Origin of the sequence: Micromonospora sp. DT48 (genome assembly GCF_049844495.1) — a bacterium.
Taxonomy (GTDB): Bacteria; Actinomycetota; Actinomycetes; order Mycobacteriales; family Micromonosporaceae; genus Micromonospora.
Genome location: NZ_JBNCLE010000023.1, coordinates 23200 through 49586, shown reverse-complemented (window position 1 = coordinate 49586; position 26387 = coordinate 23200). Strand labels below are relative to the sequence as shown.

At 68.9% G+C, this 26387-nt stretch carries 27 protein-coding genes; 21 read left to right on the top strand and 6 right to left on the bottom strand.

All coding sequences use genetic code 11. The features are described 5' to 3' along the window. The first annotated feature begins 76 nt into the window (after positions 1 to 76). The 5 genes from ACLQ2S_RS23635 to ACLQ2S_RS23615 all read left to right on the top strand — a co-directional run bounded on the left by ACLQ2S_RS23635 (position 77) and on the right by ACLQ2S_RS23615 (position 3856). On the top strand, positions 77 to 847 hold the full coding sequence (locus ACLQ2S_RS23635; protein WP_155218711.1) for an rRNA methyltransferase: 771 nt from the start codon (positions 77 to 79) through the stop codon (positions 845 to 847). A gap of 308 nt (positions 848 to 1155) precedes the next feature. Then, positions 1156 to 1764: a SipW-dependent-type signal peptide-containing protein gene (locus tag ACLQ2S_RS23630; RefSeq protein WP_155218713.1), complete on the top strand. Its 609-nt coding sequence runs from the start codon at positions 1156 to 1158 to the stop codon at positions 1762 to 1764. Continuing rightward, complete coding sequence (locus ACLQ2S_RS23625) at positions 1765 to 2010, top strand: SipW-dependent-type signal peptide-containing protein (RefSeq protein ID WP_425702930.1); 246 nt, start codon at positions 1765 to 1767, stop codon at positions 2008 to 2010. A 68-nt stretch (positions 2011 to 2078) separates the two neighbouring features. Continuing rightward, entirely contained in the window at positions 2079 to 3371 is a 1293-nt protein-coding gene (locus ACLQ2S_RS23620) for a signal peptidase I (protein WP_196222541.1), read from the top strand. Further along, positions 3368 to 3856 carry a hypothetical protein gene (locus tag ACLQ2S_RS23615; protein WP_425702928.1) on the top strand — a complete coding sequence of 163 codons (489 nt, stop codon included), beginning with the start codon at positions 3368 to 3370 and terminating at the stop codon, positions 3854 to 3856. Before ACLQ2S_RS23620 ends, ACLQ2S_RS23615 begins: the two co-directional genes overlap by 4 nt. Before the next feature lie 103 nt (positions 3857 to 3959). Here ACLQ2S_RS23615 and ACLQ2S_RS23610 read toward each other — a convergent pair whose 3' ends face one another. After that, positions 3960 to 4814, bottom strand: coding sequence for an IclR family transcriptional regulator (locus ACLQ2S_RS23610; protein ID WP_255456652.1), 855 nt, complete (start codon positions 4812 to 4814; stop codon positions 3960 to 3962). Positions 4815 to 5103: 289 nt separating this feature from the next. Here ACLQ2S_RS23610 and ACLQ2S_RS23605 point away from each other — a divergent pair, with 289 nt between their 5' ends. From ACLQ2S_RS23605 to denD, 12 genes are all read left to right on the top strand, one after another. Further along, positions 5104 to 5511: a TIM barrel protein gene (locus ACLQ2S_RS23605; RefSeq protein ID WP_196222543.1), complete on the top strand. Its 408-nt coding sequence runs from the start codon at positions 5104 to 5106 to the stop codon at positions 5509 to 5511. Between the two features lie 19 nt (positions 5512 to 5530). Next, the gene (locus tag ACLQ2S_RS23600; RefSeq protein ID WP_155218721.1) at positions 5531 to 6385 is read left to right on the top strand and encodes an ABC transporter permease; all 855 of its coding nucleotides are present in this window, start codon (positions 5531 to 5533) and stop codon (positions 6383 to 6385) included. 67 nt (positions 6386 to 6452) lie between these two features. Beyond that, on the top strand, positions 6453 to 7520 hold the full coding sequence (locus ACLQ2S_RS23595) for an ABC transporter substrate-binding protein (RefSeq protein ID WP_425702925.1): 1068 nt from the start codon (positions 6453 to 6455) through the stop codon (positions 7518 to 7520). Between the two features lie 47 nt (positions 7521 to 7567). After that, positions 7568 to 8074 carry a MaoC/PaaZ C-terminal domain-containing protein gene (locus tag ACLQ2S_RS23590; RefSeq protein ID WP_309223363.1) on the top strand — a complete coding sequence of 169 codons (507 nt, stop codon included), beginning with the start codon at positions 7568 to 7570 and terminating at the stop codon, positions 8072 to 8074. Further along, positions 8071 to 8904, top strand: a complete 834-nt coding sequence (locus tag ACLQ2S_RS23585; protein ID WP_155218725.1) for an ABC transporter ATP-binding protein — start codon at positions 8071 to 8073, stop codon at positions 8902 to 8904. Before ACLQ2S_RS23590 ends, ACLQ2S_RS23585 begins: the two co-directional genes overlap by 4 nt. Continuing rightward, positions 8901 to 9677, top strand: a complete 777-nt coding sequence (locus ACLQ2S_RS23580; RefSeq protein ID WP_155218727.1) for an SDR family NAD(P)-dependent oxidoreductase — start codon at positions 8901 to 8903, stop codon at positions 9675 to 9677. Before ACLQ2S_RS23585 ends, ACLQ2S_RS23580 begins: the two co-directional genes overlap by 4 nt. Beyond that, entirely contained in the window at positions 9677 to 10438 is a 762-nt protein-coding gene (locus tag ACLQ2S_RS23575; protein WP_425702922.1) for an enoyl-CoA hydratase/isomerase family protein, read from the top strand. The genes ACLQ2S_RS23580 and ACLQ2S_RS23575 overlap by 1 nt, the downstream gene beginning before the upstream one ends. Positions 10439 to 10444: 6 nt before the next feature. Further along, on the top strand, positions 10445 to 12055 hold the full coding sequence (locus tag ACLQ2S_RS23570; protein ID WP_425702920.1) for an acyl CoA:acetate/3-ketoacid CoA transferase: 1611 nt from the start codon (positions 10445 to 10447) through the stop codon (positions 12053 to 12055). Positions 12056 to 12100: 45 nt separating this feature from the next. Then, positions 12101 to 13357: a CaiB/BaiF CoA transferase family protein gene (locus ACLQ2S_RS23565; protein WP_155218733.1), complete on the top strand. Its 1257-nt coding sequence runs from the start codon at positions 12101 to 12103 to the stop codon at positions 13355 to 13357. A 41-nt stretch (positions 13358 to 13398) separates the two neighbouring features. Beyond that, positions 13399 to 14574, top strand: coding sequence for a DUF993 family protein (locus tag ACLQ2S_RS23560; RefSeq protein ID WP_155218735.1), 1176 nt, complete (start codon positions 13399 to 13401; stop codon positions 14572 to 14574). Next, on the top strand, positions 14571 to 16037 hold the full coding sequence (locus tag ACLQ2S_RS23555; RefSeq protein WP_155218737.1) for a four-carbon acid sugar kinase family protein: 1467 nt from the start codon (positions 14571 to 14573) through the stop codon (positions 16035 to 16037). The genes ACLQ2S_RS23560 and ACLQ2S_RS23555 overlap by 4 nt, the downstream gene beginning before the upstream one ends. Next, positions 16034 to 17053, top strand: a complete 1020-nt coding sequence (denD, locus tag ACLQ2S_RS23550; RefSeq protein ID WP_155218739.1) for a D-erythronate dehydrogenase — start codon at positions 16034 to 16036, stop codon at positions 17051 to 17053. Before ACLQ2S_RS23555 ends, denD begins: the two co-directional genes overlap by 4 nt. A gap of 308 nt (positions 17054 to 17361) precedes the next feature. On the opposite strand, the gene ACLQ2S_RS23545 is transcribed toward denD, so the two are convergent. Continuing rightward, complete coding sequence (locus ACLQ2S_RS23545) at positions 17362 to 18129, bottom strand: helix-turn-helix domain-containing protein (RefSeq protein WP_425702917.1); 768 nt, start codon at positions 18127 to 18129, stop codon at positions 17362 to 17364. A gap of 80 nt (positions 18130 to 18209) precedes the next feature. Between ACLQ2S_RS23545 and ACLQ2S_RS23540 the strand changes: the two genes are divergently transcribed. Continuing rightward, complete coding sequence (locus ACLQ2S_RS23540) at positions 18210 to 18599, top strand: nuclear transport factor 2 family protein (RefSeq protein WP_155218741.1); 390 nt, start codon at positions 18210 to 18212, stop codon at positions 18597 to 18599. A 119-nt stretch (positions 18600 to 18718) separates the two neighbouring features. On the opposite strand, the gene ACLQ2S_RS23535 is transcribed toward ACLQ2S_RS23540, so the two are convergent. The 4 genes from ACLQ2S_RS23535 to ACLQ2S_RS23520 form a co-directional block, all read right to left on the bottom strand. After that, entirely contained in the window at positions 18719 to 19327 is a 609-nt protein-coding gene (locus ACLQ2S_RS23535) for a copper resistance CopC family protein (RefSeq protein WP_155218743.1), read from the bottom strand. A 15-nt stretch (positions 19328 to 19342) separates the two neighbouring features. Next, the gene (locus ACLQ2S_RS23530; RefSeq protein WP_155218745.1) at positions 19343 to 20569 is read right to left on the bottom strand and encodes a Dyp-type peroxidase; all 1227 of its coding nucleotides are present in this window, start codon (positions 20567 to 20569) and stop codon (positions 19343 to 19345) included. Then, complete coding sequence (locus ACLQ2S_RS23525; RefSeq protein WP_155218747.1) at positions 20566 to 21153, bottom strand: copper chaperone PCu(A)C; 588 nt, start codon at positions 21151 to 21153, stop codon at positions 20566 to 20568. The genes ACLQ2S_RS23530 and ACLQ2S_RS23525 overlap by 4 nt, the downstream gene beginning before the upstream one ends. A 566-nt stretch (positions 21154 to 21719) precedes the next feature. Further along, positions 21720 to 22799: a trypsin-like serine peptidase gene (locus ACLQ2S_RS23520; protein WP_425702914.1), complete on the bottom strand. Its 1080-nt coding sequence runs from the start codon at positions 22797 to 22799 to the stop codon at positions 21720 to 21722. Positions 22800 to 23554: 755 nt separating this feature from the next. Here ACLQ2S_RS23520 and ACLQ2S_RS23515 point away from each other — a divergent pair. From ACLQ2S_RS23515 to ACLQ2S_RS23505, 3 genes are read left to right on the top strand one after another with little or no spacing between them, the layout of a single operon-like run. Then, positions 23555 to 24415, top strand: coding sequence for a CPBP family intramembrane glutamic endopeptidase (locus ACLQ2S_RS23515; RefSeq protein WP_425702912.1), 861 nt, complete (start codon positions 23555 to 23557; stop codon positions 24413 to 24415). Beyond that, a complete protein-coding gene (locus ACLQ2S_RS23510) occupies positions 24412 to 25569 on the top strand; it encodes a sensor histidine kinase (protein ID WP_425702910.1) in 1158 nt (385 codons plus the stop codon). The genes ACLQ2S_RS23515 and ACLQ2S_RS23510 overlap by 4 nt, the downstream gene beginning before the upstream one ends. Continuing rightward, positions 25566 to 26225: a response regulator gene (locus ACLQ2S_RS23505; RefSeq protein WP_155218753.1), complete on the top strand. Its 660-nt coding sequence runs from the start codon at positions 25566 to 25568 to the stop codon at positions 26223 to 26225. Before ACLQ2S_RS23510 ends, ACLQ2S_RS23505 begins: the two co-directional genes overlap by 4 nt. The last annotated feature ends 162 nt before the right edge of the window (positions 26226 to 26387 follow it).

Here is a 26387-nt window from a genome sequence, read left to right as displayed (position 1 = left end):
CCCCCAGGCCCTCGCCGGAGAGCGAAGCAGAGCTCGACGTCTTCGGCGCGGGCAGTAGTAGCTACCCGGAGGTGTGATGACCTATCGGTTTGTGACAGAGCGACATGACTACTCTGACCTGGCCAGCGGGGCGGTGCTGCGTTCGGCACCGGGCCATCCGGGCTTTCCCGTCCGCCTCGCATCGGAGGTGTTCCTCCGCGCGTGGCACGCCCTGGGACAACCCCGGCCTCTGACCGTATGGGATCCCTGCTGTGGCAGTGGGAACCTGCTAACCGTGTTGGGTCTGCTGCATCGGGACAAGATCGCGGGACTTGTCGCCTCGGACATCGCCGATGGCCCGCTCCGGCTTGCACGAGCGAACCTTGCTCTCCTGTCCGCCGAGGGCATGCGGAAGCGGGCAGCCGAGCTGGAAGACATGGCACACCGCTTTGGCCGACCGTCCTACAGGGAATCCGCCGAGGCTGCGCGGCGGCTGCAAGAGCTGCTTGCCCGGGGTGGCGGAGACCTCCCCCATGTGGTCGGACAGGCCGACGTCCTCGACCACCAGCAGGTGGCCGCATTCTTGACCGCGTTACCACCGCCGCAGCTCGTGTTGACCGACATGCCGTACGGCGAACAGACCTCATGGCTGGGTTCACGTCAGGAGAAAAGCATTCCAGGCATGCTAGGGACACTCGCATCGGTGCTCCCCGCCGACACCATGGTCGCGTTGACGACGCGAGGACGCCGCATCCGGCTGCCGGAAGGTGTCCATGCAACGGCGCGGTTCAAGACCGGAACGCGGGCGACTGTGCTAGTTCGTCTCGGGCACCTTCAATCCACGGTGGCCGGCACGTCCGAACGGTAGCGTCCGGCGACCCGAGCGGCACCATCTGGAGCCATTACGCCGGCAGCGACCATTGTGCGTCACCAACCCACTGGGGTCTGGTGCTGCCATCAGATTGGCGCTGCCATCAGATCGTCCTCGGGGTCCACGCCGATTGGAAAATCGACTACTCGCCCAGCGGTCACCTCATGGCTCGGTTCGCCAGCTGATTTGTCTACTTGCGCCCGCTTTGTCTGTTTTAAGACCTATCGTGTCCCTTGCGTGACAGCCCCAGCCAGCCCACCCCGTCGCACGAGGAGGACACGTTGTTTGGATCGACAAGATTGACATTGGGCGGATCGAGCAGTCCGGGAGGCCGTCGCAAGCTCAAGGCCGTCCTGGCCGGAGGGCTCGCCCTCGGCATCGGCGCGACGATCTCCCTCGCCGCCTGGAACGACTCGGAGTACGCCACGGGGACGTTCACCGCCGGCACCTTCAACATCGAGGGCAGCACGGACGACTCCGTCTGGGCGGAGCACGACACGCCCGGCACGGCGGCTGCGCTGGTCTTCAGCACCGGCTTCGACAACATCAGCCCCGGCGACGCGGTCGCTGCGCCGTTCGCCGTCCGCCTGACCGCAGACACCACGTACGACGCGACCGTCACGGTGGCCTCGGCCACCCCCAGCCTGCCTGCGTTCGCCGGGCTCACCTACGGGATCGCGACCGTGCCGACCTTCGCGGACTGCAGCGAGACCCCAACGAGCCCGATCTGGATCGTGCCGCAGGGCACGGCGCTCGACTCGGTGGCTGGCGCGGCGACGTTCAACCTGACGCAGGGCCCTCCTCCCGCGCCTGGCGCTCCGGCATACCTGTGCTTCGTCGTGACGGCGGACGGCGCTCTGGTGCAGGGCTCGTCGGTCACGGAGACCTGGCAGCTTCTCGCCGAGTCCGTGTAGGTGGCAGCCGTGGTCAACCGTCGGGTGCCGGCCGGATCACCACGGCTTCTCCGAACCCGTGCCGTACTCGCTGCCGCCCTCGTCCTCGGCGTGGACACGACGTCCACGCTCGCGGCCTGGACCGACAGCGAGTACGGCACCGGGTCGTTCACCGCACGCGTCTTCGGCACCGAGTCGCCCCACGGACTCGTCGTACGCCTGGACCGACATCCGCACGACCACGATGACGAAGGTACGTACCCCTGACATCGGTGGCACCTGTTCCGCCACCGCCTCCACCGATTCGCCGCCACGTCCACGTAAGGGTCCTGCACATGATGAGACGAGCACGTCGAGGGCGGGGCGTCATCGCCCGCGTCGGCGATCTGGCGCTGACCCTGCTCGCCGTCGGCGGGACGGTGTGCGTCGTCCTCGTCCCGCTGGCGTTCTTCTTCGACATCTCACTCATCCTGTTCAAGACCGGATCGATGAGCCCGACCATTCCCGCCGGGTCGCTGGCGGTGGTACGTGAGATCCCCGCGTCCGAGGTCAAGGTGGGCGACGTGGTCACCGTCGACCGCACGCCGCTTCCACCGATCACCCACCGGGTCGTCCAGATCGACGAGGGCGGTGGGCCCACCCGCCTGCTCACCCTGCGTGGGGACGCGAACGACTCCAACGACTCCGCGCCGTACGCGGTGACCCACGTACGGCTCGTCACCTGGTCGGTGCCCAGGCTCGGGTACGCGGTGCGGGCCGTGTCGAACCCGTACGCGACCAGTGCGATCACGGTCGGCACCGCCGTGATCGTCACCTGGGCGTTCTGGCCGCGCGCCACGGAACCGCCGACCCGGCGGCGTACGACGTGGCGCCGACGGCGAACGGGCCCTCCGGCGCCTGCCGAGGCGGGAACAGGTCCTGAGGTCGGCGCCCCGCCGAGCCGGACAGCGGCGCATGTCGAATCGACCGCCCGGCGGTTGTTCGTCATGGTGGCCGTGCTTCCGGGCGTCGCCGCCGCAGTCCTGGCCACGCCCGGTCAGGCACGGGCGGAACTGACCGAGGAGGTCATCCGGGGCAGGTACCTCACCCTGATATCGATCCGCGACGAGGCTCGCATGACATCGATGACACCGAGGGAGCCGGTGCCGTGGCAGGTGGGCGTCACCGCGCACGCCCCGCACCCGGGCACGGTGACAATCACGCTGTCGGCGCTGGGCCCGCTCGTGGTCTCGACGAACGGACTCCAGGTCATGGTCGCCGTCTGCGCCGCCCGCTGGGTGAACGGCGCCTGTCCCGGCGGGCGGGGAGAGCAGGTTCTCGCCGAGGGCCCCGCCACCAGACTGGCCGAACGCCCGGTCCCCATCAGCACGATGCGCTCCGACGAACAGCGTTGGGTACTCGTCACCGCGAGCCTGCTCCCGAACTCCACGGCCGCCGGCTCGGCCGACCTGATCCTCACGGCGACCGGACTCGGCGACAGGGCGGCGACCGGCGGCAAGGTCGACACGCTGCCACGCACCGGCACCGACCTGCGGACGCCGATGCTCGCCGGTGCGGGTGCCCTGCTCGTCGGCCTGCTGCTCATGCGCGCCACGCGCAGGAACCGGGTCAGGAAGGAACAGCCGTGAGGCGCGTACGGATCCCCGCTACGCCGAGCCGGCGACGTGAGAGCCACGCCCGGCGACGCTGGCTCGCGGGTGTCCTCGCCCTCTCGCTCTGGATCCATGCCATGGCGCTCGCACCTGCCCGGTCGACGCTGGCCGCCTGGACCGACACCGAGTTCGGCAGCGCTGCTCTCGCCGCCGGCACGGTCGACCCGCCGACCGACCTGGCCTGCATGGCGGGCCAACTCACCCCGCCCGCCTTCACCTGGGACCTGCCCGCCGGTGGCGTGGCCCGCAGTGGCTTCACCTGGTTCCTGAGCGACGGCTTCTCCGGAGGCGGCACTCTCGGCTCCAACGACACCTCGATCGTCGTTCCCGGCGTGTTGCTGGCTGTGGACACCGGCACCTTCACCCTGTACGCGAACGGCCCGGGTGGCTGGACGTCGACGCCGGTCACCGGTTCGCTCGGCATGCTGACGGATGAGCTCTACTTCTGCAGCGTCCCTTAGCTTGATCTTCAACCTGTGCGGCGTGGTCGGGAGTTCGTCGATTTCTTCTTGCCGTGCGTGTCGGCGCCGGGAGCCGCGAGGAACTCGTCGTCGACAGTGACCCTCAGCGTCCGAGTTTCTCGAACGACGGATCGGTGGCCTTCGTCTGCGCGGGCGGCGAGGGGGTGCAACTGGCTTCGCCCGCCAGTGCCACCGCAATGTCCCCAAGCTCGGCGACGGTCTGCCGCAGTGCGGGGAGGATTTCGCGCATCCGCCCCTCGGTCAGGAGGATGCTGGGTCCGGCGATGCTCACCGCTCCGATCGCCTCACCGCTGTACGCATCGACCAGCGGCATGGCCATCGCCGAGATCCCTCTCTCGTTGCTCTCATGCACGCGCGCCCACCCCTGCTCTCGCGCTTCGCGAATGCGGGCGGCCACGTCGGCGAGGCTGCGCGGGAACTCGGGCCCGACCGGGTGCCGTCGCGGCTGCTCCTGCCGAGCGACGAGCCGTAGGGCCCGGTCCTCGGGCAGCGCGGACAGCCAGGCGATCCCCGTCGCGGTCGAGTCGAGGGGGATCACGTGGCCATGATCCACGTCCGCGTCGTACCGGAGTCCGGATGTCGCGCCCTGTTCCTTGGCGACCCAGATCAGCTGCTCCCGGTCGGCCAGGCTGAGGCGGACGAGTTGGCCCGAGGTGCGAGCGAGGCGAACCAGGACCGGTTTGGCGAGCCCGGTGATGGTCGAGGTCGCCAGGTGTCGTAGCCCCAGGCCGACAATACGGAGAGTGAGAGCGTAGTTGCCCGACGGTTTGAGCTGAAAGACGAAACCTTCGTCGGTGAGGGTCGCCAGGATCCGATGGGTGGCGCTTCGGGGAAGCCCCAACTGGTCGGAGATGCGGGCCAGGGGCACGCCCTCGACCTCACCGACAAGGCAGGAGAGCACCGCCAAGCCACGTGACAGGGTCCCTGCAGCAACCATTATCCACCGCTTTCTATGGTTCGCCCGCCTCGGTGGCGGGGGGTCGACGCAGCCCAATCTTTCACGTGCCCCTTGTGCTGTCGACATTACTGGAATAGCGTTCCGGTCAGCAACGGTGTTCCAGTCGCTCAGGTTGGAGGGTCATGGTGGCGAACATGCGCACTCACCGCATGGTCCTTGGTCAGGGCGCCCTCCTGTCGGTGCCGGCCGACGAGTTCGCCGATGCGATCGCCGGCTTCGACGCCCCGGACGTCTGGCGACACGCCTCGGACTCGGATCGACGTCGGCGGTGGGCACGGTCGCACGCCGTGCGGGACCCTCGGTTCACGCCGTCTGCCGCAGGGGGTATCTGGTCGAACCCGACCAGCGGGCGGCGGACGACGCCAGCCCGCAGACTCTCGACGACGCCGCGGAACTGGGTGCCGACCACCTCGTCGCCGTCGGCCCCGTGGTGCACAGTGCACGGGCCACGCTGGAACGAGCCGCTCGGGCGCTGGAGGCGCTGCTACCCGAGGCTGAGGACGGAGGGGTGGCCTTCGCCCTTGAGCCCTTCCACCCCATGTTCGCTGCCGAGAAAACCACGCTCGTCACCCTTCGCGCGGCGCTCAGCATGGTCGAGGCGCCGGACTCTCGCTGGGCCGGCGTGGCGGCGGACTCCTACCGCCTCTGGTGGGGTCCGGCGCTACTGAGCTGCTGATACGAACGAAAGGCTCTCGATGTCCATGCAAACCGACTCCCCGACGACCGCCGGGGCTCCGAAGGCCGTCGCGGCGCCGGGAACCTCCGCGGCGACGACCTATCGGCCCCGCCGACTCCGCAAGCTCGCCTGGGACCTCATCCCGGTGGGGGTCTTCGCGGCCATCGTCGCTCTGTGGGCCGGCGCGGTGGAGGCGTTTGACATCCCGTCGTACCTGTTGCCCAGCCCGCAGGAAACGTTCGCCCGCATGGCCGACGACTTCCCGCTGTTGTGGGAGAACACCACCGTCACGGTCACCGAGATCGTGGCCGGTCTCGGTATCACCATCGTGACGGCCATCCCGCTCGGGCTGATGATCGCGCTCAGTCGCGTCGCCCGGCAGGTGGTGTACCCGCCGGTCGTCTTCATGCAGCTCGTACCGAAGATCGCGATCGCCCCGCTCTTCGTGGTGTGGATCGGCTTCGGCATCGAGTCCAAGATCCTGCTCACCGTCCTGATGACCTTCTTCCCGCTCCTGGTGGCGAGCATCAGCGGCTTCCGGATCCTGGACGACCGGATGCTCTACCTGACCAAGTCGATGGGCGCGTCGCGCTGGCAGACGTTCCGCTTCCTGCGGTTCCCCTCCGCCCTGCCGGTGATCTTCTCCGGGTTGAAGACGTCGGCGACGCTCGCCGCGACGGCGGCCCTGGTCGCCGAGTTCGTCGGAGCCAACACCGGGTTGGGTTATCTGCTGCTCCAGGGCACGAGCACCCTGGACACCACGCTGATCTTCGCGGTCCTCGTCGTGCTGACCGTCATCGGAATCGCCCTCAACTACCTCGTCGAGCTGGTCGAGTGGCTGCTGACGCCCTGGCAGCGCGCGCGCAACAACTGACTGATCACCCCCTCACCACCCACCACCTCACTAAACGGGACCGACGACGATCCCGGAAAGGAACGACATGCGCCACATCCCCCGGCGATCCGCGCTGGTCGCGTCCGTGCTGGCCGCCTCCATGGCGCTCACCGCGTGCGGCGGCTCGAGCGACTCCTCCGTCGGCGCCGACGGCACCAAGCTCAAGCCCTTCACTTTCCAGCTCAACTTCACTGCGGGCGGATTCAACGCGGGCTTCGAGTACGCCGCCGTCCACGGTCTGTACGAGGAGGAGGGGCTGGACGTCAAGATCGTTCCGGGTGCCGGCTCCGGCGTCACCGCCCAGATGGTCGCATCGGGTCAGGCTCAGATCGGATTCGCCGAGGCGCCCACCACGAGCGCCCTCGTCGCCAAGGGCGCACCCATGAAGACCATCATGGTGCTCTACCAATCCAGCCCGAACCAGGTGACGACCCTGACGTCGAGCGGCATCAACTCGATCCAGGAACTGAAGGGCCGCAGTGTGGGCGTGCCGACCGGCGGCTCCCAGACGGCGATGCTGCCCATCCTGCTGGAGAAGAACGGTCTGCAGCCCTCGGACATCAAGCAGGTGGGCCTGCCCAAGGAGTCCCTGGTCCAGGCGCTGCTGCAGAATCGTGTCGACGCCATCCTCGGCTCGACCGACTCGTACGGCGTGCAGCTGGAGCAGCAGGGCGCGCAGACCAAGAACTGGACCTTTGCGGAGTACGGGGTCCCGACGGTCAGCACCAGCGTGTTCGCCAACGAGGACTACCTGAAGAACAACGCCGACGACGTCAAGGCGTTCCTCCGAGCCAGCCTCAAGGGCTGGGCGGCTGTCGCCGCCGATCCGGAGGCCGGTGCCGCGGCGGTCAAGGAGTACTTCCCCAACTCGAACGAGCAGCAGAGCCTCGCTGAGCTGAACGCGGTCCTGCCGCTGCTGTGCGCCGGCGGCGCGAAGGTCGTCGGCAAGGCGACCGACGAGAGCTGGGCGCGCACCCAGGACCTGCTGTCCTCGGTCGAACTCCTGCCCGCCGGAACCGACGCCACCACCTACTACTCGAACGACTTCCTCCCTGAGGAGGCGGAGATGCAGCAGTGCCAGGACAACAAGCCGGTGCCGCTGGCCGCGAAGTGAGCCCGCAGGCGAACACCGCGCACTGATCTGTGGAAAGGAGGGACCACGTGCCACACGACATCCCGCGGCAAGGGCTGCTCTACGAGGACCTGTACGTCGGACTCGCATTCCGCAGCCCGGGACGCACCATCACCGACGCCGACGTACTCGGGTTCGCCGCGTTGACCGGTGACTTCTCCGAGGTGCACACCAGCGACGTCTACGCGAAGGCCAGCCAGTTCGGTCGACGGATCGCGCACGGCATGCTGGGCCTGGCCTACGCACACGGCCTGATGTGGCCGCGTACCGAGATGCTGCGCAACACCGCTATCGCATTCCTCGGAATCAAGGACTGGCGGTTCAAGGCCCCGATCTTCATCGGCGACACGATCTTCGTCGAGTACTCGGTGGCCGAGATGCGCGACAGCGCGTCCAAGCCGACCCAAGCGATCGTGACCTTCGACGTACGCGTCGTCGACCAGGACGGACGTGTCTGCCAGGAGGGGCAGAAGGTGGAACTGCTGTCCAAGGTCCCCCTCGGCGGCGTCGAAGCGAGCGGAAAGGCACAGTCATGACCGCACGCACCACAGCGGCCGTCACCCGGTCGGGGACTTCGATCTCCATCGAGTCAGTCAGCAAGACCTTCGGGCTCGACAGCCCGAACCCGTTCCAGGCGCTGAAGCCGGTCGACATGAACATCAAACCCGGCGAGTTCATCTCCATCGTCGGCCCCTCCGGATGCGGCAAGAGCACCCTCATGCTCATGGTCGCCGGACTGCTCGACCGCACGACCGGCGACATCCGCGTCGGGGGTGAATCGGTGAAGCGGCCCATCACGGATGTGGGTATCGCGTTCCAGGATCACCTCCTCCTCGAGTTCCGGACCGCTATCGACAACGTCATGCTCCAGGCGACGATCCGTGGCCTACCAGAGCAGGAGATCCGCAGCCGCGCGGAGCAGCTGTTCGAGCGGTTGCGGCTGACCAAGGCGATGAAGAAGTACCCCCGTCAGCTTTCCGGCGGGATGCGCCAACGGGTGTCGCTGATCCGGACACTCGTGCACAACCCGTCGGTTCTCATGCTCGACGAGCCCTTCGGTGCGCTCGATGCGCTGACCCGCCTGCAGGTCCGTACCGACCTTGAGGCACTGTGGATGGAGCGGCGCCCCACGGTCCTGTTCATCACGCACAGTGTGGAGGAGGCTGTCGGGCTCTCCGACCGGATCTTCGTCATGAGCCCCAGTCCGGGAGAGGTCGTCGATGAGATCGTCGTCGACCTGCCCCGCCCGCGGCCGATCGCGCTCGGGGAGTCTCCCGAGTTCGGCAAGTACGCTGACCGGATCTACCAGCACTTCGAGCGGCTGGGCGTGCTCCATGGCATCGAACTGCCGAAGGCGCAGTCATGACGGTGGGCAACGCGTCCCGGTTCCTGGATCGCCGCGCGCTGGTGACCGGCGCCGGCCAGGGGATCGGACGGGCCATCGCCGAGCGGCTCGCCGCAGAGGGCGCACATGTCGTCGTCGCTGATGTCGACGAGGACCTGGCGCGCGAAGCGGCGAGCGCTCTGCGGGCCGTCGGCGGCTCCGCGGAGTCCGCGAGGGTCGACGTCTCGGACCCGGCCTCGCTGGCCTCGCTCGGCGACCTGCTGGGCCGGGTCGACATCGTCGTCGCCAACGCCGGTATCCAGACCTTCGGACCGCTACTGGAGTTGAGCGTCGAGGACTGGGACCGCGTGCTGGCGGTGAACGCCCGAGGTACGTTCCTGACCCTGCAACTCGCGGCGCGGCTCCTACCGGACGGCGGCAGTGCCGTGACGGTGGCCTCGATCCAGGCGTCGTTGCCGAACGTGATGTCGGCGAACTACGCGGCGTCGAAAGCGGCGGTCGTCAGCACGACCAAGACGTTCGCCGCTGAGTTGGCGCCACGTGGGATCCGGGTCAACGCGGTTGCCCCGGGCCGCATCGACACGCCGCTGGCCCAGCGGGCAAACGTCGAACTCGGCCGCATGGTCGACACGGATCCGGCGCAGATGCTGGCCGAGCGCGTTGCCACCATCCCGCTCGGCCGCACTGGCCGGCCCCAGGAGGTGGCGGCCGCAGTGGCGTTCCTCGCCTCCGACGACGCCTCCTACATCACGGGGGAGACGCTGAATGTCTGCGGCGGGGACGTGATGCTCTGATGAACACCACCGCACTCGCGACGGTCCGGCTCGACCGCTCCGGCCCCGTGTGGCTGGTGCGGCTCGACAACCCGCCGCTGCACCTGATGACGCTGGACATGCTCGCCGAGTTGGCCGAGACCTTCCGCCGTGCGGCCGAATCCGACGCACGAGCCCTCGTCCTGGGTGCGGCCGACGGGCGGGCGTTCTGCGCCGGCAGCGACATGCGTGAGTTCGCGGGGTTGGGGGAGCAGGCCGCCGAGCGCAAGGTGCTCGTCGAGGACCGCATGTTGCGGATGCTCGCCCGGCTGCCGTTCCCCACCATCGCCGCCATCGACCAAGCGGCGCTGGGCGGCGGCCTGGAGCTCGCCCTCGCCTGCGACCTGCGGGTGGTGCGGCAGGGCGTCCGCCTGGGGCTACCGGAGGTGAAGATCGGCGCGCTCGCCGCTACCGGAAGTCAGCGGCTCACCAAACTCGTCGGACCGGGGCGGGCCAAGCAGTTGCTCTTGACCGGGGAGACCATCGACGCGGCAACGGCCCGGGATTGGGGCCTGGCGACCGAGGTCGTCGACGGCTCCGCATGGGAGCGCGCCGTCGAACTCGCCGAACTGCTCGTGTCACGCAGTGCGTTGTCGCTTCGGCTGGCGAAGCAGCTCGTCGACGAGGCGACCGACCTGCCGCTCAACGCGGGTCTGGTGCGTGCGTCGGACGCACTGGAGCTCATCTTCGCAAGTCGCGAACTCAGCGAAGGTGTTACGAGCTTCCTCGCCAAGAAGGATTGATCGGTCATGACGCTCACCCTCAAGTCCGCCCCAGGGGACGGCTATAGGCGTCCCGGCCTGGTGCTGACGCCCGAGGAAGCGGTGGCGCTGATCCCGGCGGGTGCCACGGTCGCCGTGGGCGGCAGCGGCTCCCTGCTGCAGGTGCCGGAGACCCTGCTCGCCGCCCTCGAGCAGCGCTGGCGCAGGGAGCAGGAGCCCAACGACCTGACCGTCGTGCACGTCATGGGGCTCGGCGACCACCAGGGCCGGGGGATCGACCACATCGCCATCGAAGGGCTGGTGCGCAGGTTCGTCGGTTCGCACTTCGTCCTCTCGCCCCGTCAGCAGCGAGCGATAGCCGACAACCGGGTCGAGGCGATCGGATTGCCTGCCGGCACCATCTCGTTGCTGTACCGGGAGATCGCCGGCGGACGTCCGGGGCTGTTCACGGACATCGGCCTGGGCACGTTCGTCGACCCACGCCAGGAGTGGGGGCGGATGAACGAGCATACCCGGGAAGGTCTCAGTGAGCTGATCACCCTCGCCGGGCGCGAGTGGCTCTTCTACCCCCGTTTCGACGTCCACTTCGGGCTGCTGCGCGCCACGGTGGCCGACGGACACGGCAACCTGGCGATGGACGACGAAGCCGCCTTCAGCGACAACCTCGCCATCGCCCAAGCTGTCCACAACAGCGGCGGCACGGTGGTGGCCGAGGTGAAGCGGATCGTCGCCCCCGGGGAACTTCCCGCCGGGCGGGTCACGGTGCCCGGAGCGCTCGTGGACCACGTCGTGATCACCGACTGGCCGAATCAGACCCCCATCACCCTCAGCGACCCGCGCCGGACCGGTGTGGAAGCGAACCGGCCCACGGCCGTCACACCGCTGCGCTTCGATCACCGCAAGGTGGTGGCGCGCCGCGCCGCGCAGGAGATCCACGAAGGCGATCTCGCCAATCTCGGTGTCGGCATGGCGAACGGCATCTCCTACGTGGCGCTCGAGGAGGGCTTCCTCGACCGGTTCACGCTCAGCATCGAGCAGGGCGTGTTCGGCGGGCTGCCCGGCGTGGGCCTGGATTCGGGAACGGCGATCAACCCGACGGCGATCGTGGACATGTCGAGCCAGTTCGACCTGTACGACGGCGGCGCCCTGGACTTCGCGGGTCTGGCGTTCGCCGAGTTCGATGCCGAAGGCAACGTCAACGTGGCTGGCGTGAACGGAACGCCGATCGGCCCCGGTGGCTTCATCGACATCAGCCAGAAGGCCAGGACCGTCGTGTTCTGCGGCACCTTCCGCGGTGGTGACCTCGACGTGCGGGTCGGGGAGGGCCGCCTGGAGATCGTGCGGGACGGCCGCTACGGCAAGCTGGTCGATCGGGTCCAGCGCATCGCCTTCGACGGCCGACGAGCGCGCCGCGCGGGGCAACGGGTCCGCTACGTCACCGAGCGGGCGGTGTTCCGGCTCGGCGCTGACGGCGTCGAACTGATCGAGATCGCGCCCGGAGTCGACCTGCGGCGCGACGTCCTTTCCCAGATGGGTTTCACCCCCATCATCCGCGAGCCACTTCGGGAGATGGACGCGCGGCTGTTCCGCCCGGAGCCGGCGGGGCTGCGTTGCCTGCCTCCACGCCGCCCCGGATGACCCGCCGTCCTTCCCGGCCTCAGACACAGAAAGGTAGATCTCATCGTGACCGATGCGTTCGAGGGAGTTCGCATCCTCGACTTCACCCAGCTCGAACAGGGCCCGTCCGCGACGCAGATGCTCGCCGACTTCGGAGCCGACGTCATCAAGGTCGAACGCATCGACGTGGGTGAGATCGGGCGCAATCAGGCCCCGTTCCTGGGCGACGGATACAGCCCGCACTGGTCCGCGACGAACCGGAACAAGCGGAGCATCAGCGTCGACGTGAAGTCGCCCGAGGGCCGCAAGCTCATCCTGGACCTGGCCAGGAACGCCGACATCGTGGCGAGCAACTTCCGGCCGGGTGTCATGGACCGCCTCGGGCTGGGCTACGAGGATCTGTCGGCGGTCAACCCGCGCATCATCGTCGCGTACGCCTCGGGGTACGGCCTCAGTGGGCCGTACACCCATCGGCGCGGGCAGGATCTGGCGGCGCAGGCCATCAGTGGCCTGATGGCCCTGTCCGGCACCGAGGACGCCGGCCCGATGCCGACCGGCACGTTCATGATCGACTATGTCGCCTCCATGCAGTTCGCCCTGGGCATGATGGCCGCGCTGGCGGCCCGGGAGCGTACCGGCCGCGGGCAGGTCGTGGACTCGAACCTGATGAACGCCGCGATCACGACGCACCTGCAAGAGGGCACCACGTTCCTGAGTACCGGCCAGCGTTATCCACGTCCGCCAGCCAACATCGCCCACGCGCACAACACGGCGCTCTACGGCTACTACCAGGCCGCCGACGGACTGTGGTTCGCCCTCATCGGTGAGTACTACGTGGACGAACAGTGGCGGCGGGCCGCACGCGCCTGTGGCCTGACCCCGGAGCAGACCGACGACCCTCGGTTCCAGAGCATCGAGGGTCTGCGAGAACACGTCCACGAGACCCGCGATCTGCTGGCGGAGGCGATCGCGCGCTTCCCACGCGACGAGATCATGGCTCGGTTCGAGGCGGAGGACGTTCTCGTAGCGCCCGTTCACGACTATGACGCCGTCTTCGAGGACCCGCAGGTCCGGCACAACAACCTCGTACTCGAGGCGGACGTCGCCGGAGTCGGACCGGTGCGTTTCGTCGGCATGCCGATCTCGCTCTCCGAGACCCCAGCCCGCCTGCGCATGGTGCCCCCCAAGGTGGGCCAGCACAACGAAGAGGTCCTCCGAGCGGCCGGGCTCAGCCCCGAAGAGATCGCCAACCTGAAGTCAGCCGGAGTCATCGGCTCTGAGTCGGATCGCGAGGCGGCGGGCGGGCGGCCGGCCTGGTCCTGACTGCCGACCTCCCTCCCAACGCTTCGCCCAAGGAGAAATTCGTGGACACGCTCACGACCGCCAAGCTCACCATCCCCACCGCTGACGGCGGGACCACAGTGCACGTCATGCACGAACCGGTCGACTACCCGCGCCATCAGGGGCCCTTCGAGTCCCGAACCGTGCTCGCTGCGGCACACGTCGTCGTGGACGCCCGTGCCGACTACACCCCAGGGGAGCAGACTCCCATCGACTGGGAAGCCACGATCGCCTTCCGCAAGCACCTGTTCAGCTACGGAGTGGGCATCGCCGAAGGCATGGACACCTCCGAGCGCGGTCCCGGCGGTCTCCAGTGGGGACAGGCCAAGGAGTTGATCCGGCTGGGTGTGGCCGCCGCGCGGGAAGAAGGCGCCGCGGTCGTGGCCGGCGCTGGCACGGACCAGATCACGTCCAGCAACCCCAGCCTGGGCGAGGTCGTCGACGCGTATCTCGAGCAGCTCGACTGGGTCCAGGCCCAAGGGAGCGCCGCGGTGATCCGCGCCAGCCACGCCCTTGTCGCTGCCGCCCGCAACGAGGACGACTACCTCAAGGTCTACGGCCAGGTCCTCGCGCAGGTGGAGAAGCCCGCCATCGTGCACTGGCTCGGAACCGGATTCGATCCCTCGCTCGCCGGATACTGGGGACACGCCGACCCCGTCGAGGCGATGAATGTCGTCGTCCGCATGGCCGAGGAGAACTCCGCGCGCCTCGACGGGATCAAGTTCAGCCTGCTGGACGAGGAGCTCGAAAAGGAGTTCCGCCGGCGTCTGCCGGAAGGCGTGAAGGTTTACACCGGCGACGACTACGGGTACACCAACCTCCTGCTGGGCGACGGTGAGCACCACAGCCACGGACTGCTCGGTGTGCTCGACCCCATCGCCCCGGTCGCGTCCCTTGGATTCTCCGCGCTCGACAAGGGCGACGAGGCGGGCTTCGTCGAGGCCATGAACTCCTCGATCCCCCTCGCGGTCAAGATGTTCGAGCCACCGGCCGACCGCTACAAGATCGGTACCGTCTTCATCGCCTGGCTGTCCGGGCACCAGGACCACTTCCGGATGGTCACCGGTCGGGAAGGATTCCGCTCGCTGCAGCACCTCACCGACCTCTTCGTTCTCGCCGACGAGATCGGCCTGTTCCCCGATCCCGCTCTGGCAGCGCACCGCATGCGACTGCTCCTGGCTGCGAGCGGCATCGAATGACGGCGTCCCGCGACCAGCTCATCTCCCCACGCGACGCGAACTGGGCCGAGGCGCTGCCCCCAGCGCGCGGCGTCACCGCAGCCGAGATCCGCGCCCACCTCAGCGAAGCACGCCGGCTCGTCGTGCTCGATGACGACCCGACCGGCACGCAGACCGTCCGGGACGTCCCCGTGCTCACGCGCTGGGACGTCGAGGACGTGCGGTGGGCACTGCGCCAGGGGGCCCCCGGCTTCTACGTGCTCACCAACACCCGAAGCCTCTCCCCGGCAGCGGCGGCCGAACGCAACCGGGACGTGGCCCGGGCATGCCTGGAGGCGGCTCGACTCGAAGACGTACAACTCGCGTTCGCGAGCCGGGGAGACTCCACGCTGCGAGGACACTTTCCCCTCGAAACGGACGTGCTGGCCGAGGTCCTCGCGGAACACGGTCAACCCACGCACGCGGTGCTCCTCTCGCCGGCGTACATCGATGCCGGGCGCGTCACCGTGGCCGGCATCCACTGGGCGGCAGGACCGGCCGGTCTCACCCCCATCGCCGACGGCGAGTACGCGCGCGACGCGACGTTCGGATACCGCTCGTCGCGTCTCGCGGAGTGGGTGGAGGAGAAGAGCGGCGGTCGGCTCCGTGCTGACCAGGTGGCCGAGGTCCACCTCGCGGACATCCGGGCCGCCGGCGGCGGCGCACTGGGCGCCGTCCTGTCCGCGGCGCAGGACGGCCAGGTCGTGGCGATCGACGCTGCCACCGACGACGATCTACGCGCGGCGGTGTTGGACATCCTCGCCGCCGAACGTGCCGGAGTCGGCATCGTTGCACGGGTCGGGCCGTCGTTCGTACGCGCGCGACTCGGGCAGGAGGACGGCTCACGCATAGCCGACGAGCGCCTCGCCCAACTGGTCGATCCCGACTCGCACGGCCTGGTCGTCGTCGGTTCGCACGTGGGCCTGACCACGCGGCAGCTCGACGCGCTGCGACAGCGCCGTTCCCCCACCGAGATCGAACTCGACGTCGCCAAGGTGATGGATCCGGCGGACCGGGCCGCGCATGTCGAGCAGGTGGTGCGGCAGGCGGTAACGGCACTGGCCGACGACCTGGTGGTGGTGCGCACATCACGTCGACTCGTCACCGGGGCCGACGCCAACGGGAGCCTCGACATCGCTCGGACGGTGAGCGCGGCGCTGGTGGACGCGACCGCCCGGATCGTCGGACAACGCCGTCCGTCCTTCGTCGTCGCCAAGGGGGGCATCACGTCGTCCGACGTGGCGACCCAGGCTCTTCGCCTGGATCGGGCCTGGATCAGAGGGCCGATTCTCGACGGCATCGTGTCGCTGTGGGAGGCGGCCAGCGGCTTTGCCGCCGACCTGCCCTACGTGGTGTTCGCCGGCAACGTCGGCGGTGACACCTCGCTGGCGGACGTCGTCGAGCGGCTGGAGAAGGCATCTGGAAGATCGGAGAAACCGGCATGAGAGTGATGATCACCGGGGGGTCCGGATTCCTCGGCACCCTGTTGGCGCGCCGCCTCCTCTCCGGGGAGGTCGGCGTCGGCGGCAGCGCACCCCAGCGTGTCCAGGAGCTCCTGCTCGTCGATCTGGTGGCACCCCAACCGGACCTCCTCGCCGACCCGCGAGTGGTGCCGATCACCGGTGAACTGGAGGCGCAGTTGCCCACCCTGGGCACAGCCGACCTCGTGTTCCACCTTGCCGGGGTCGTCAGCGGTGCCGCAGAGGCCGACTTCGACCTCGGCATGCGCACGAACGTGGACGGCACCCGCGCCCTCTTCGAATGGGCTCGCCGGCTTTCCACGCCTCCGGTACTGGTCTTCTCAAGCTCGCTCGCGGTCTTCGGCACCAACCCCGCCGGCGAGGCCGTCGAAATCGTGCGGGACGACACCCTGCCGACACCGCAATCCAGCTACGGGACACAGAAATTCATCGGCGAGCAACTGCTCGCCGACTACACCCGCAGGGGTTTCATCCGCGGACGGAGCGTACGCCTGATGACCGTTTCCGTGCGGCCGGGCAAGCCGAACGCGGCAGCATCGAGCTTCCTCTCCGGGATCATTCGAGAGCCGATCGCGGGGCAGCGGGCCAACTGTCCGGTACCCCCCGACACCGCCATCGCCCTCTGCTCACCGAGCCGCACGATCGACGGACTGATCCGGGCCGCTGAGGTCGACGACGTGACCTGGGGCAGCCGTACCGCGCTGAACCTCCCCGCGCTCACCACCACGCCCCGCGAGATGGTGGAAGCGTTGGAACGGGTGGTCGGTACCGGCACCAGCGACCTGATCGACTGGATCGACGACCCCGCCGTCCGCGCCATCGTCGGCAGCTGGCCCGCGCGCTTCAGCACGGAACGCGCGGAATCGCTGGGCCTGCTGCCTCCGCCCGACTTCGACGCGATCATCCGCGAGTACCTCACGACCATCACCGGCAGCGACGCCGGACAGGCTCGGGTCGGCGGGCCTGGTGAGCAGACCTGATCCGACTCTGCACCCTGATCACCGCGCGGCATGGCGCCGATGGCGTCCAGGGCGGGCGAGTCGGTGATACCGCCTTCGGGGAACGGCGAGACGCGGTACTGACCCTGGCGTCAGGCGACGCAGAGTCCAGAAAGCCGCCACGGCGTCACCGTCCGCGAGCTACCGCCTCGGCCGCCACTGTCGCGAACGAGCGACCAGAGCGAGCCAGAGCCCGGCGGGGTGGCGTGACAGCCATTGGCGATGCCGGTCACGTAGGACGTCGCGCTGCGCGGTGTTCGGCAGCAGCACGTCCGGGTGGCATAGGTACGCTACTGCGTGAAGTAGGCGGCGCTCTCCGCGTCTGCCGGGTAGTAGGACTCGATCGCGATTTCATCGATCGTGATGTCCACCGGGGTGCCGAATGTGGTGATGGTCGAGAACAGCCGCAGCTCGCGTCCGTCGATACGAAGGATCATCGGTAACACGACGTCCGGTTCGATCCGTTGGCTCGACGCATTCTCCGGTTCGGGCGCCAACAGTTCTTCGTAGAGTGCGGTGAGTTCAGGGTCGGGAGCAGTGGCGAGCTGACGCGAGATCCGGGTGCGGAACACCGCGCGTACGTCGGCCAGGTTGACGACCATGCGAGCGAGCCCGCGCGGGTCCAATCCCAGTCGCACCAGGTTGACCGGCGGCCGCAGCAGGTCAGGATCCACCTGTGCGAAGAACGGGTTGACAGCGCGATTGGTCATGACGATGTTCCACCGGCGGTCGAAGACCACCGCCGGGTATGGTTCGTGCGCGCGAAGCACCCTGCGGACCGCGTCGTGGACGGCTGACAGCGCGTTGTCGTCGAGCGGACGCTCGGCGTACCGAGGTGCGAAGCCGGCGGCGAGCAGCAGCCGGTTGCGATCACGCAGTGGTACGTGCAGTTGATCCGCGAGTCGGAGGATCATGTCGGCGCTCGGCTTGGACTTACCGGTCTCGACCAGGCTGACGTGACGAGCCGAGACGTCCGCAGCGATCGCGAGGGCCAGTTGGCTGAGTCCCCGGCGCTGCCGCCACTGCCGTAGGAGTTCCCCGACCGTGTACACGATCACGAAGCGTACTCATCGTCGAGTCGGACGCCATGAAATCCGAGTTCATCGACAATCGAGACGGCCACGGAAACACTGCATCCATGACCATGGAGAACAAGAGCATCGTCCAACGGGCGCTGGCAGGACTGATCGAGACGGGTGACGTCGACGCGCTCGCACCGTTTCTGAGTGATGACTTCGTCCACCACAGGCCGGGTACAACCACATCGACCAAGTCCGAATGGCTCGCCGCCGTCCGGGCTGCGCTGGTGCCGCTCGCCGACATGCAGGTCGAGATTCATCAGGTGCTGGCAGACGGCGATCACGTCGTGATGTACTCGCGGCGCTGGCTTCCCGACGCAGGAACGGAAATCGCGGTCGTCGACATCTGGCGGATCGACGACGGGCTGATAGCCGAGGCATGGGAAATCATCGAGCCGGTGGCCCAGGTGGCCGCCAACCTGGTGTGGTGGGAACCCGCTCAGCACTGACCATGCGAAAGCACCCGCACCGTGGCGGAGACCAGGGCGTTGCCGTCGGTCCCTCGCCCACAGCAACCGATGAGCGCCCGGAGGGCGGGCCGGGGTCGTCGGGCGTCGGCCGGGGGTGTTCAGGATTCCCGGGTGGACCGTCGGCGCGCCACGACGACGGTTCCGGCGGCGATGATCATGGCGGCCAGGATCGCGCCACCGATCAGGAGCGGCGCCCCCGGTCCGTCGTCGGTGTCGCGGGCCGCAACGGCGGAGCTGGCCGCAGTGGAACTGCTCGGCGTGGTGGACGGCGCGGCCGTGGGGGCCGTCGTGGCTGACGCGGCTGCGTCGGGGCTGGCGGTGGGGTCGGCGACGGTGAACTGGTACGAGCCTTGCACCGGGTGCCCGTCGGCGGAGACGACCCGGTAGGCGACGGTGTAAGTGCCGTTGGTCAGGACCTGGTCGATGGTGATGGTGCCTTTGGTGCCGGTGACGGCGGGCTCGCTGGTGGACACCTTCTGCTGCGCGGCGTCGGACAGGGTGATGGTGGTGTACGCGGGGTTCAGCTCCTGCATGAACTCCAGCGTGATCTCCTTCGGAAGCGAGGTGAGCTGGGCGTTCTTCGGCGGGGTGGCGGACTTGAGGGTGTTGTGGGCGGCGGCCGGAACAGCGGGCACCAGCAGCAGCGTCACCGTGGTAAGCGTGGCGGCGAGTAGGCCGGCGAAGCTCGGGCGGGCATGGGTGGGCATGTCTCTCCTGTCGGCTCAGCCGAGAAGCTGTTGGCCGACCCAGCCGCCCTCCGGGCAGCCGGGCGGGACCGCGAAGACAGCCGAGCCGATCGGGGTGGTCCATTCATTGAGCAGGTCCCGTTCGGCGAGGCGTCGCTGGATGGGCAGGAACTGCTTCGTGATGTCGGCCTGGAACGACGCGAAGATCAGCCCGCTGTCGGCGGTGCCATCGGCGGCGGGCGCTCCGTCGTAGTTGTAGGAGCGACGCAGGAGCTTCAGCCGATCGTCGGTGACGTGGGCCCGGGCCAGGTGAGAGAAGTCGGGAATGACGGTGAGCCCGTCGGGACCGAGGGCGTCGAAGTCCGGTTCGTCGTGCTCGGCGGTGCCGGTGAGCGGTGCCCCGGTGTCGAGGCGGCGGCCGACGGACAGCTCTCGATCGGTGCGCCCGAGCAGATCCCACGTCTCCAGGTTCATGCTGATCCGCCGCACCACGAGGGTGGTGCCGTCACGCAGCCAGTCGGGACCGTCGTGGATCCATACCGCCGTCTCCATCGGTCCGCCGGGCTTCGGGTTGGCGGTGCCGTCGAGCTGGCCGAACAGGTTCCGTTGGGTACGGCCGGGTTCGGCGCCGGCGGCTCGGCGGAAGCCCTGCTGCACCCATGCGACGGTGGCGAAGGGGCGGCTGTCCTTGACCAGCACCCGTTGGGCGTGAGCGACGGTGAGCGGGTCGTCGGCGCAGATCTGGAGCAGCAGGTCCCCACCGGACCAGTGGGGCTGGAGCCGGTCGATGCGGAAGGACGGCAGGTCGGCCACCGACGGTGGTCGCCGGTCGTCGAGCCCGGCGGCGCGGTAGAGGCCGGGGCCGAAGCCGAAGGTGACGGTCAGCCGGGCAGGCAGCAGACCGAGTTCGGGTTCGGTGTCGGCGAGGGCGGGCCGGCCCTGAGTGAGGCGAGCGGCGTCGTCGGAGAGCAGCCGCAGCATCCGCCCGAGCGCGGCCCGGTCGGTTCCTGGCTTCAGGGTGAACGTGACGAAGGCCGCGTGCGCCTGTGGTTCGGTGGTGACACCGGCCTGCCTGGCTCCGTGGAACGGCTCCACCGCGGTGCCGACCTGCGCCACCGGCACCGTGTCGGCGGGACGTACCTCGGGGTTGGTGGACCGGGCGGCGGTGACGGCGGCAGCACCGGCGAGCGCGCCCCCGGCGGCCAGGGCACCCCCGGTGAGCAGACCCCGCCTGCTCACCGGTCGGTTGGACGGACCGGTCATGACGCCGGGCTGGGGCTCGCGGGCGTCTCCGGCGTGCCGTGTCCCGGGGCGTAGCTCTCCTGAGCGCCGGTGAACGGCTTCGCCACGGCGGTGAACGTCTGGGTGCGGCCGTCGCCGAAGGTCAGGGTGAAGGTCACCTCGTCGCCGGCCCTCACCGGCTGCTTGAGATCCATCAGCATCAGGTGGTCGCCGCCGGGCTCCAGCACGTGGCTGCTGTTGGCCTTGATCACGATGCCGCCCGGCTTGGCCTGCATGACCATCTTGCCGTCCTGCATGGCCATCTCGTGCAGCTCCATCGGTGACACCTCGGTCGCCGCCGACGCGATCGTCACATCGGCGTCGCCGTCGTTGACGAATGTGCCGAACGCCGCGGTCATGCCGTTGTCCGCGGCCTTCACCCACGGGTCACGGATACCCAGCACTCCGGCGGACGTGCCCGTCGGAGCCGAGACGGTTGGTGACGGGGGCGACCCGGCGGCCGAGGAGTCGTCCGACGACCCGCAGCCGGAGATGGACCCGGCCAGGACGACGGCGCTGATCAGGGACGCCGGGCGGGCGAGCCGGCGAGTTCTGGTGCTGGGCATGACGAAATCCCTCAGTAGGTTGGTGTCGAAGTAGTCGTCGGGCCGGTGGAGTCGGAAGTTCCCTCCCGGTGCGGTATTCGTGGTCACGCCGGAAGGATCAGGCAGCCGCGTCCCCGCGATGGTGGGCCGAGCCGGGGTACTGGCAGTTCCTCCTCCGCCAGCCGCTAGGCGGAGGCGCGGCTCGAGGCCGAGGGGATCGTGACCGCCGCCCGACGGGAGGCGGAGGCGATTCTGAACCGGGCACACGAACAGGCGGCCGGGACCACCGGAACTCCGGCTCCGTCTCCCGTACCGCCCGCCCGGCTGCCGTCACCGGATGAAGATCCGGGCACGCACACCTGGCGGAGGCGGAGGTGAACCGTCTGCTGCCGCAGTGGCGGGCACCTGAACCCACGCACCAGGTGGCCAGTTCGACGAGCCGTGCCGAGCGCGGCGTCGACCGGCGTGAGTCGCGCGACGCGGGCCGACCCCAATGGCGACCAGACGCTCGGTCGTTTGCCATTGGAGACGGCCCGCTGGTGTCAAGGGCGCACTACCGGGACGAGGTATCTGTCGCGGGAGATCGGTCAGCGAGGGGCGGTGAAGGTGTACAAGTCCGACGCGGTGTCGTCGAAGTAGGGTGACCACCACAAGGTCGGTGCCGCGTACGAGTTGAGCGTGCTGTTGACCCCGTTGAGGTAGCCCCAGTTCCCATCCCAGTTGATCAACCATGGGCCGCCGCTGGCGCCTGCGGTCAGGTCGCAGTTGATGCGGATCCGCGCCCCGGACTTGGTCGAGTTGCCGCTGCACCTCATCAGGTTGCCGCCGTCGAACGGCGCGTCGCTCGGGTAGCCGAAGTTGTTGATGCCGACCGTGAAGCCCTGGTGCGTACGGAAACCGTGGCCGCCGAACTGGTTCACGATGTGGACGCCGTTGCGGGTGTTCATGATGGCCACGGCCATGTCGGCCTCCCAGTTGGAGCTGTCGATCCAACTGCTCCAGGTCCACAGCTCGCGGGCCGTCCAGGTGCCGTGCGGCCGAGGGTTGGCCAGGTCATCGTCGTACGCCGGGACGAACGACCAGTTGGTGGCGAGACTGCTGCCGGGCCCGCCGTGGATGCAGTGACCGGCCGTCCACACGGTGTTGTAGCCGACCGAGTTGATGACCGAGCCGGAGCAGACCCACGATCCGCCGTCCATGTTGAAGAAGACCTTGCCGTTGGTCCGGGCGGTCGGGTGGTTGGAGCCGAGGTTCGGGTTGATGGCCTGCGTGGAGTTGCCCGGGGCGCCCATCAGGCCCGCAACCGGAGGCACATTCACCGGCTTGGACCGGTTGGTCGGTGCGGCAGACGAGGTCCCTCCACTCTCGGCGAAGCGCCGCGCCGCGGCCTTGTACGCGGGAGACTCCTCGACGGGCTTGGCATTGCGCATCCGCTCGGGCGTCCAGTACGCCTCGATCGCCGCGTGGGCAGTCACCTGCGCGCCGTGCAGTTGCCTGCCGGCCGCCCACGCCTCGGCGCTGACGGCCGTGCTGACCTGACGGATGCTGTCACCGTCGGCGTGCGGGGCCGCCTGCGCAGGCTGGCTGACTGCCAGCGGCGGCAGGGCCAAGGCCAGGGCCAGGATGGGGTACGTCAGGCGCCGAGCACCGATTGTTCTTGCTCTCATCGAACATCCTTCTTCCGGGTCGTGTGGGAAACCGAAGATTGTCGCCGGTCGATATTCAGTCTCGATGCTTCACGACTGGTCGTGTGGCCATTCTGGACTAGGTCGGACCCCGTTGGACTGCCGTTGTCCCGAAGTGGACATGCGCCCGTCTATTTGTTTACTGATCGAAAAGCTGCCCGGCAATTTGTCGTGACGACGCCCGGTGGCTCTGATGCCGGTAGGCGCGTCGATGAGGGAAGACGTGACTGGGTCGCCCGCCCTGGTCGCTCGCGATCGATCAGCGGACGCTGGTCTGCGCGCACGGTGCCCGGTTGGCGGCGATGGCGGTGTCCGTAGCGTTTCCAACCGGCGCCGTCAATGCCGCTACCGTGCTTGGTGATGTCGCGTTCCGGCTAGCCAGGGATACGGTTGCGGTGCATCCAAAGCCGCTGCTAATTCGTCTCAACTACTTCGAGGGCTCGCCACGTACCAGGTAGCTCCGTGTGGAGTTCGGCCATTATCTGTGGCTGGGATCGGCGCCGTGGGAACATCCCGATCGCCGTGAATCCAGGATTCGGAAATCCTTCGGCCGAGTCGAGGTAAGGATGTCGAAGGAACGGTCCGCCGTGTCCGGTCGGTGACCGGACGCCGGAGGGGTCTCGTCCCCCGAGCGAGCTACCCGCGAATGTCCACCGCACGGTGACGACCGCGGCGGCGGAGATTCATAGGTTTCTCGTGTCCGCGGCACTCCGGTCGTGGTCTGCGAAGGAGTCGTCATGCGTCTGGTCAAACAGTTCCTCGCCGTTGCCGCCGTCGCCCTGGTCGGCAGCCAGTGCATCGCCGCCGTCGAGGGCAACTTCCTCCTCACCCTGGTGATCGGCGTCCTGACGGCCGTGCTGAGTGTGGTCGTCTACCGGTGGGTCGTGCGGCGCACCGAGCGCCGGGAGCCGACCGAACTCGCCCAGGACGGCCGGGGCGGGAAGCTGGGCCGTGGCTGGCTCATCGGCTTGGCCATGTTCGCGGCCGTCATCGCCAACATCGCGTTCGTCGGCGGTTACCACGTCGAGGGCTGGGGCTCGCCGACCGGAGCGCTGGGTCTGCTCGGGGTCATGGCGGCCGCCGCCGTCACCGAGGAGCTGTTGTTCCGGGGCGTCCTGTTCCGGATCGTCGAGGAGCGTACGGGCACCTGGATCGCCCTCGCCCTGACCGGCGTGGTGTTCGGCGCGATGCACCTGGTGAACCCGGACGCCTCCCTGTGGGGGGCGACCGCCATCGCGATCGAGGCCGGGTTCATGCTGGCCGCCTGCTACGCCGCCACCCGGAACCTGTGGGTCCCGATCGGTCTGCACTTCGGCTGGAACTTCGCCGCCGGCGGCATCTTCAGCGTCGTGGTCTCGGGTAACGGCGAGTCGAAGGGGCTGCTCGACGCCTCGACGTCCGGGCCGGTCGCGCTGAGCGGCGGCGCTTTCGGACCGGAGGGCAGCCTGTACGCGGTGCTGGCCGGTGTGGTGCTGACCGTGGTGTTCCTGTGGCTGGCCAAGCGCCGCGGGCACATCGTCCCGCGCCGCCGCCGTACGGCGCAGGCCCCGGGCCGTCGTACGGCGCAGGCCCCGGCAACCGTTACGGTCACCCGGTGATCAAGCTCCGGAGGCTCCCGGATCTGTGGCGGCAGTGGCCGACCACGATCCGGGATCTCCCGTTCGCACTGGCGCTGGCCCTCGCGGTGGCGGTTCCGGCCCTGCAACGGCAGGGTACGCAGCTCGGTGACCTCCCCGACCGCCCGTACGACGCGTGGACCGTCGGCGTCGTGGCCCTGGAGTGCCTGCCGCTGGCCGTACGCCGTCGCTGGCCGGCCGTCTGCCTCGCGCTGGTGTCGCTCGGCTTCGCGATCGACCAGCTCCGCAGCTACCACACCATCGCGGGTACGGGATTGGTCATCGCGCTCGTCGGCGCCGGCGCCTATCTGGAACGGCGCCGCTGGGTCGTCGCGGGTCTCGCCTCGGCGGCGTACGTGCTCCTGGCGATCGCCCTCGACCGGCTCGGCTCGGGTGAGGGCGTCGCCGGGTTCGCGACCTTCTACCTGCTGCTGGTGCTCGCGTGGGGCATCGGGGCGTGGCTGCGCCAGACCCGCGCCGCCGAGGCGGAACGCCGCCGCCAGGTCGAGCAGGCCACCCGTGCGGCGGAGCGTACGCGCATCGCCCGGGAACTGCACGACGTCGTCACGCACCACGTGACGGCGATGGTCGTGCAGGCCGAGGCGGCACGCTACCTGACCGGCGCGCCGGAGAAGCTGGACCGGGCCTTGACCGCGATCACCGGCACCGGCCGCCGTGCCGTCGGCGACCTGCGGCAGTTGCTCGACCTGCTCAACCCGGACCACAGCACAGAGGATCCGCGTACGCCCGCCGTCGGTGACCTGGACGCCCTCGTCGACCAGTCCCGGCAGGCCGGTCAGCCGGTCGAGTTCGTCCGGGAGGGCACGCCGTCGGCGGCCACCGGCAGCGTCGAGGTGGCGGTGTACCGGGTGGTGCAGGAGGCGCTGACGAACGCGCTGAAGTACGCATACGGCAGCCGGACCAGGGTTCACGTTCATCACGCGGAGGAGCAGACAACCGTGGAGATCAGCACCGACGGCTCCGGATCCGGTGGCGCGTCCCCAGGCGGCAGCGGGCGCGGCCTCGCCGGGCTCCGCGAGCGGATCACCGTCCTTGGTGGAGACTTCAGCGCGGGCGCGCGGGTCGGCGGCGGTTTCCTCGTACGGGCCCGGATTCCAGCCCGGAAGCCGTCATGACCGCGCCGATCCGGGTGCTGGTCTGTGACGACCAGGCGCTGATCCGTGCCGGCTTCGCGACGATCATCGACGCGCAGCCTGACATGGAGATCGTCGGGGAGTGCGGTGACGGGCGGGCGGCGGTCGACCTGGCCACCCGGCTGCGGCCGGACGTGGTGGTGATGGACGTGCGGATGCCGGTGCTCGACGGCATCGAGGCGACCCGCCTGCTGGCCGGCGTCGGGGTCGCCGAGCCGGTCAAGGTGCTGGTGGTGACGACGTTCAACCTCGACGAGTACGTGTACGAGGCGTTGCGCGCCGGTGCCAGCGGCTTCCTGCTCAAGGACGCTCCGCCGGAGCAGCTGCTCAACGGCATCCGCACGGTCACGACGGGCGCCGCGCTGCTGGCCCCGGAGGTGACCCGGCAGCTGGTGGGCCAGTATGCGGCCCGCATTCGCCCGGCCGAGGAGAACCGGGACGACGGCGTGCTGACCCGGCGGGAACTGGAGGTGCTTCGGCTCATCGCGGAGGGCCTGTCCAACAGTGAGATCGCCGCGGCGCTGGTGATCAGCCAGGAGACGGTCAAGACGTACGTGTCCCGCATCCTCACCAAGCTCGACCTGCGTGACCGGGTGCAGGCGGTGGTGTACGCGTACCGCCATGGCCTGGTCACCTGAAAGGTGTTTGATCAGGCCATGCCGTACCGAAACCGTCAATCGGACGCGATGCGATCCTCCTGTCCCGGTCGGGTCCGGCGGTCCTCCGCTGGGCCCGACGGCGCGGCTGCGCTGCCGAAGAACGTCGAGCGGAGGGCGCCACTACTTGTTTGTGCCAGGTAG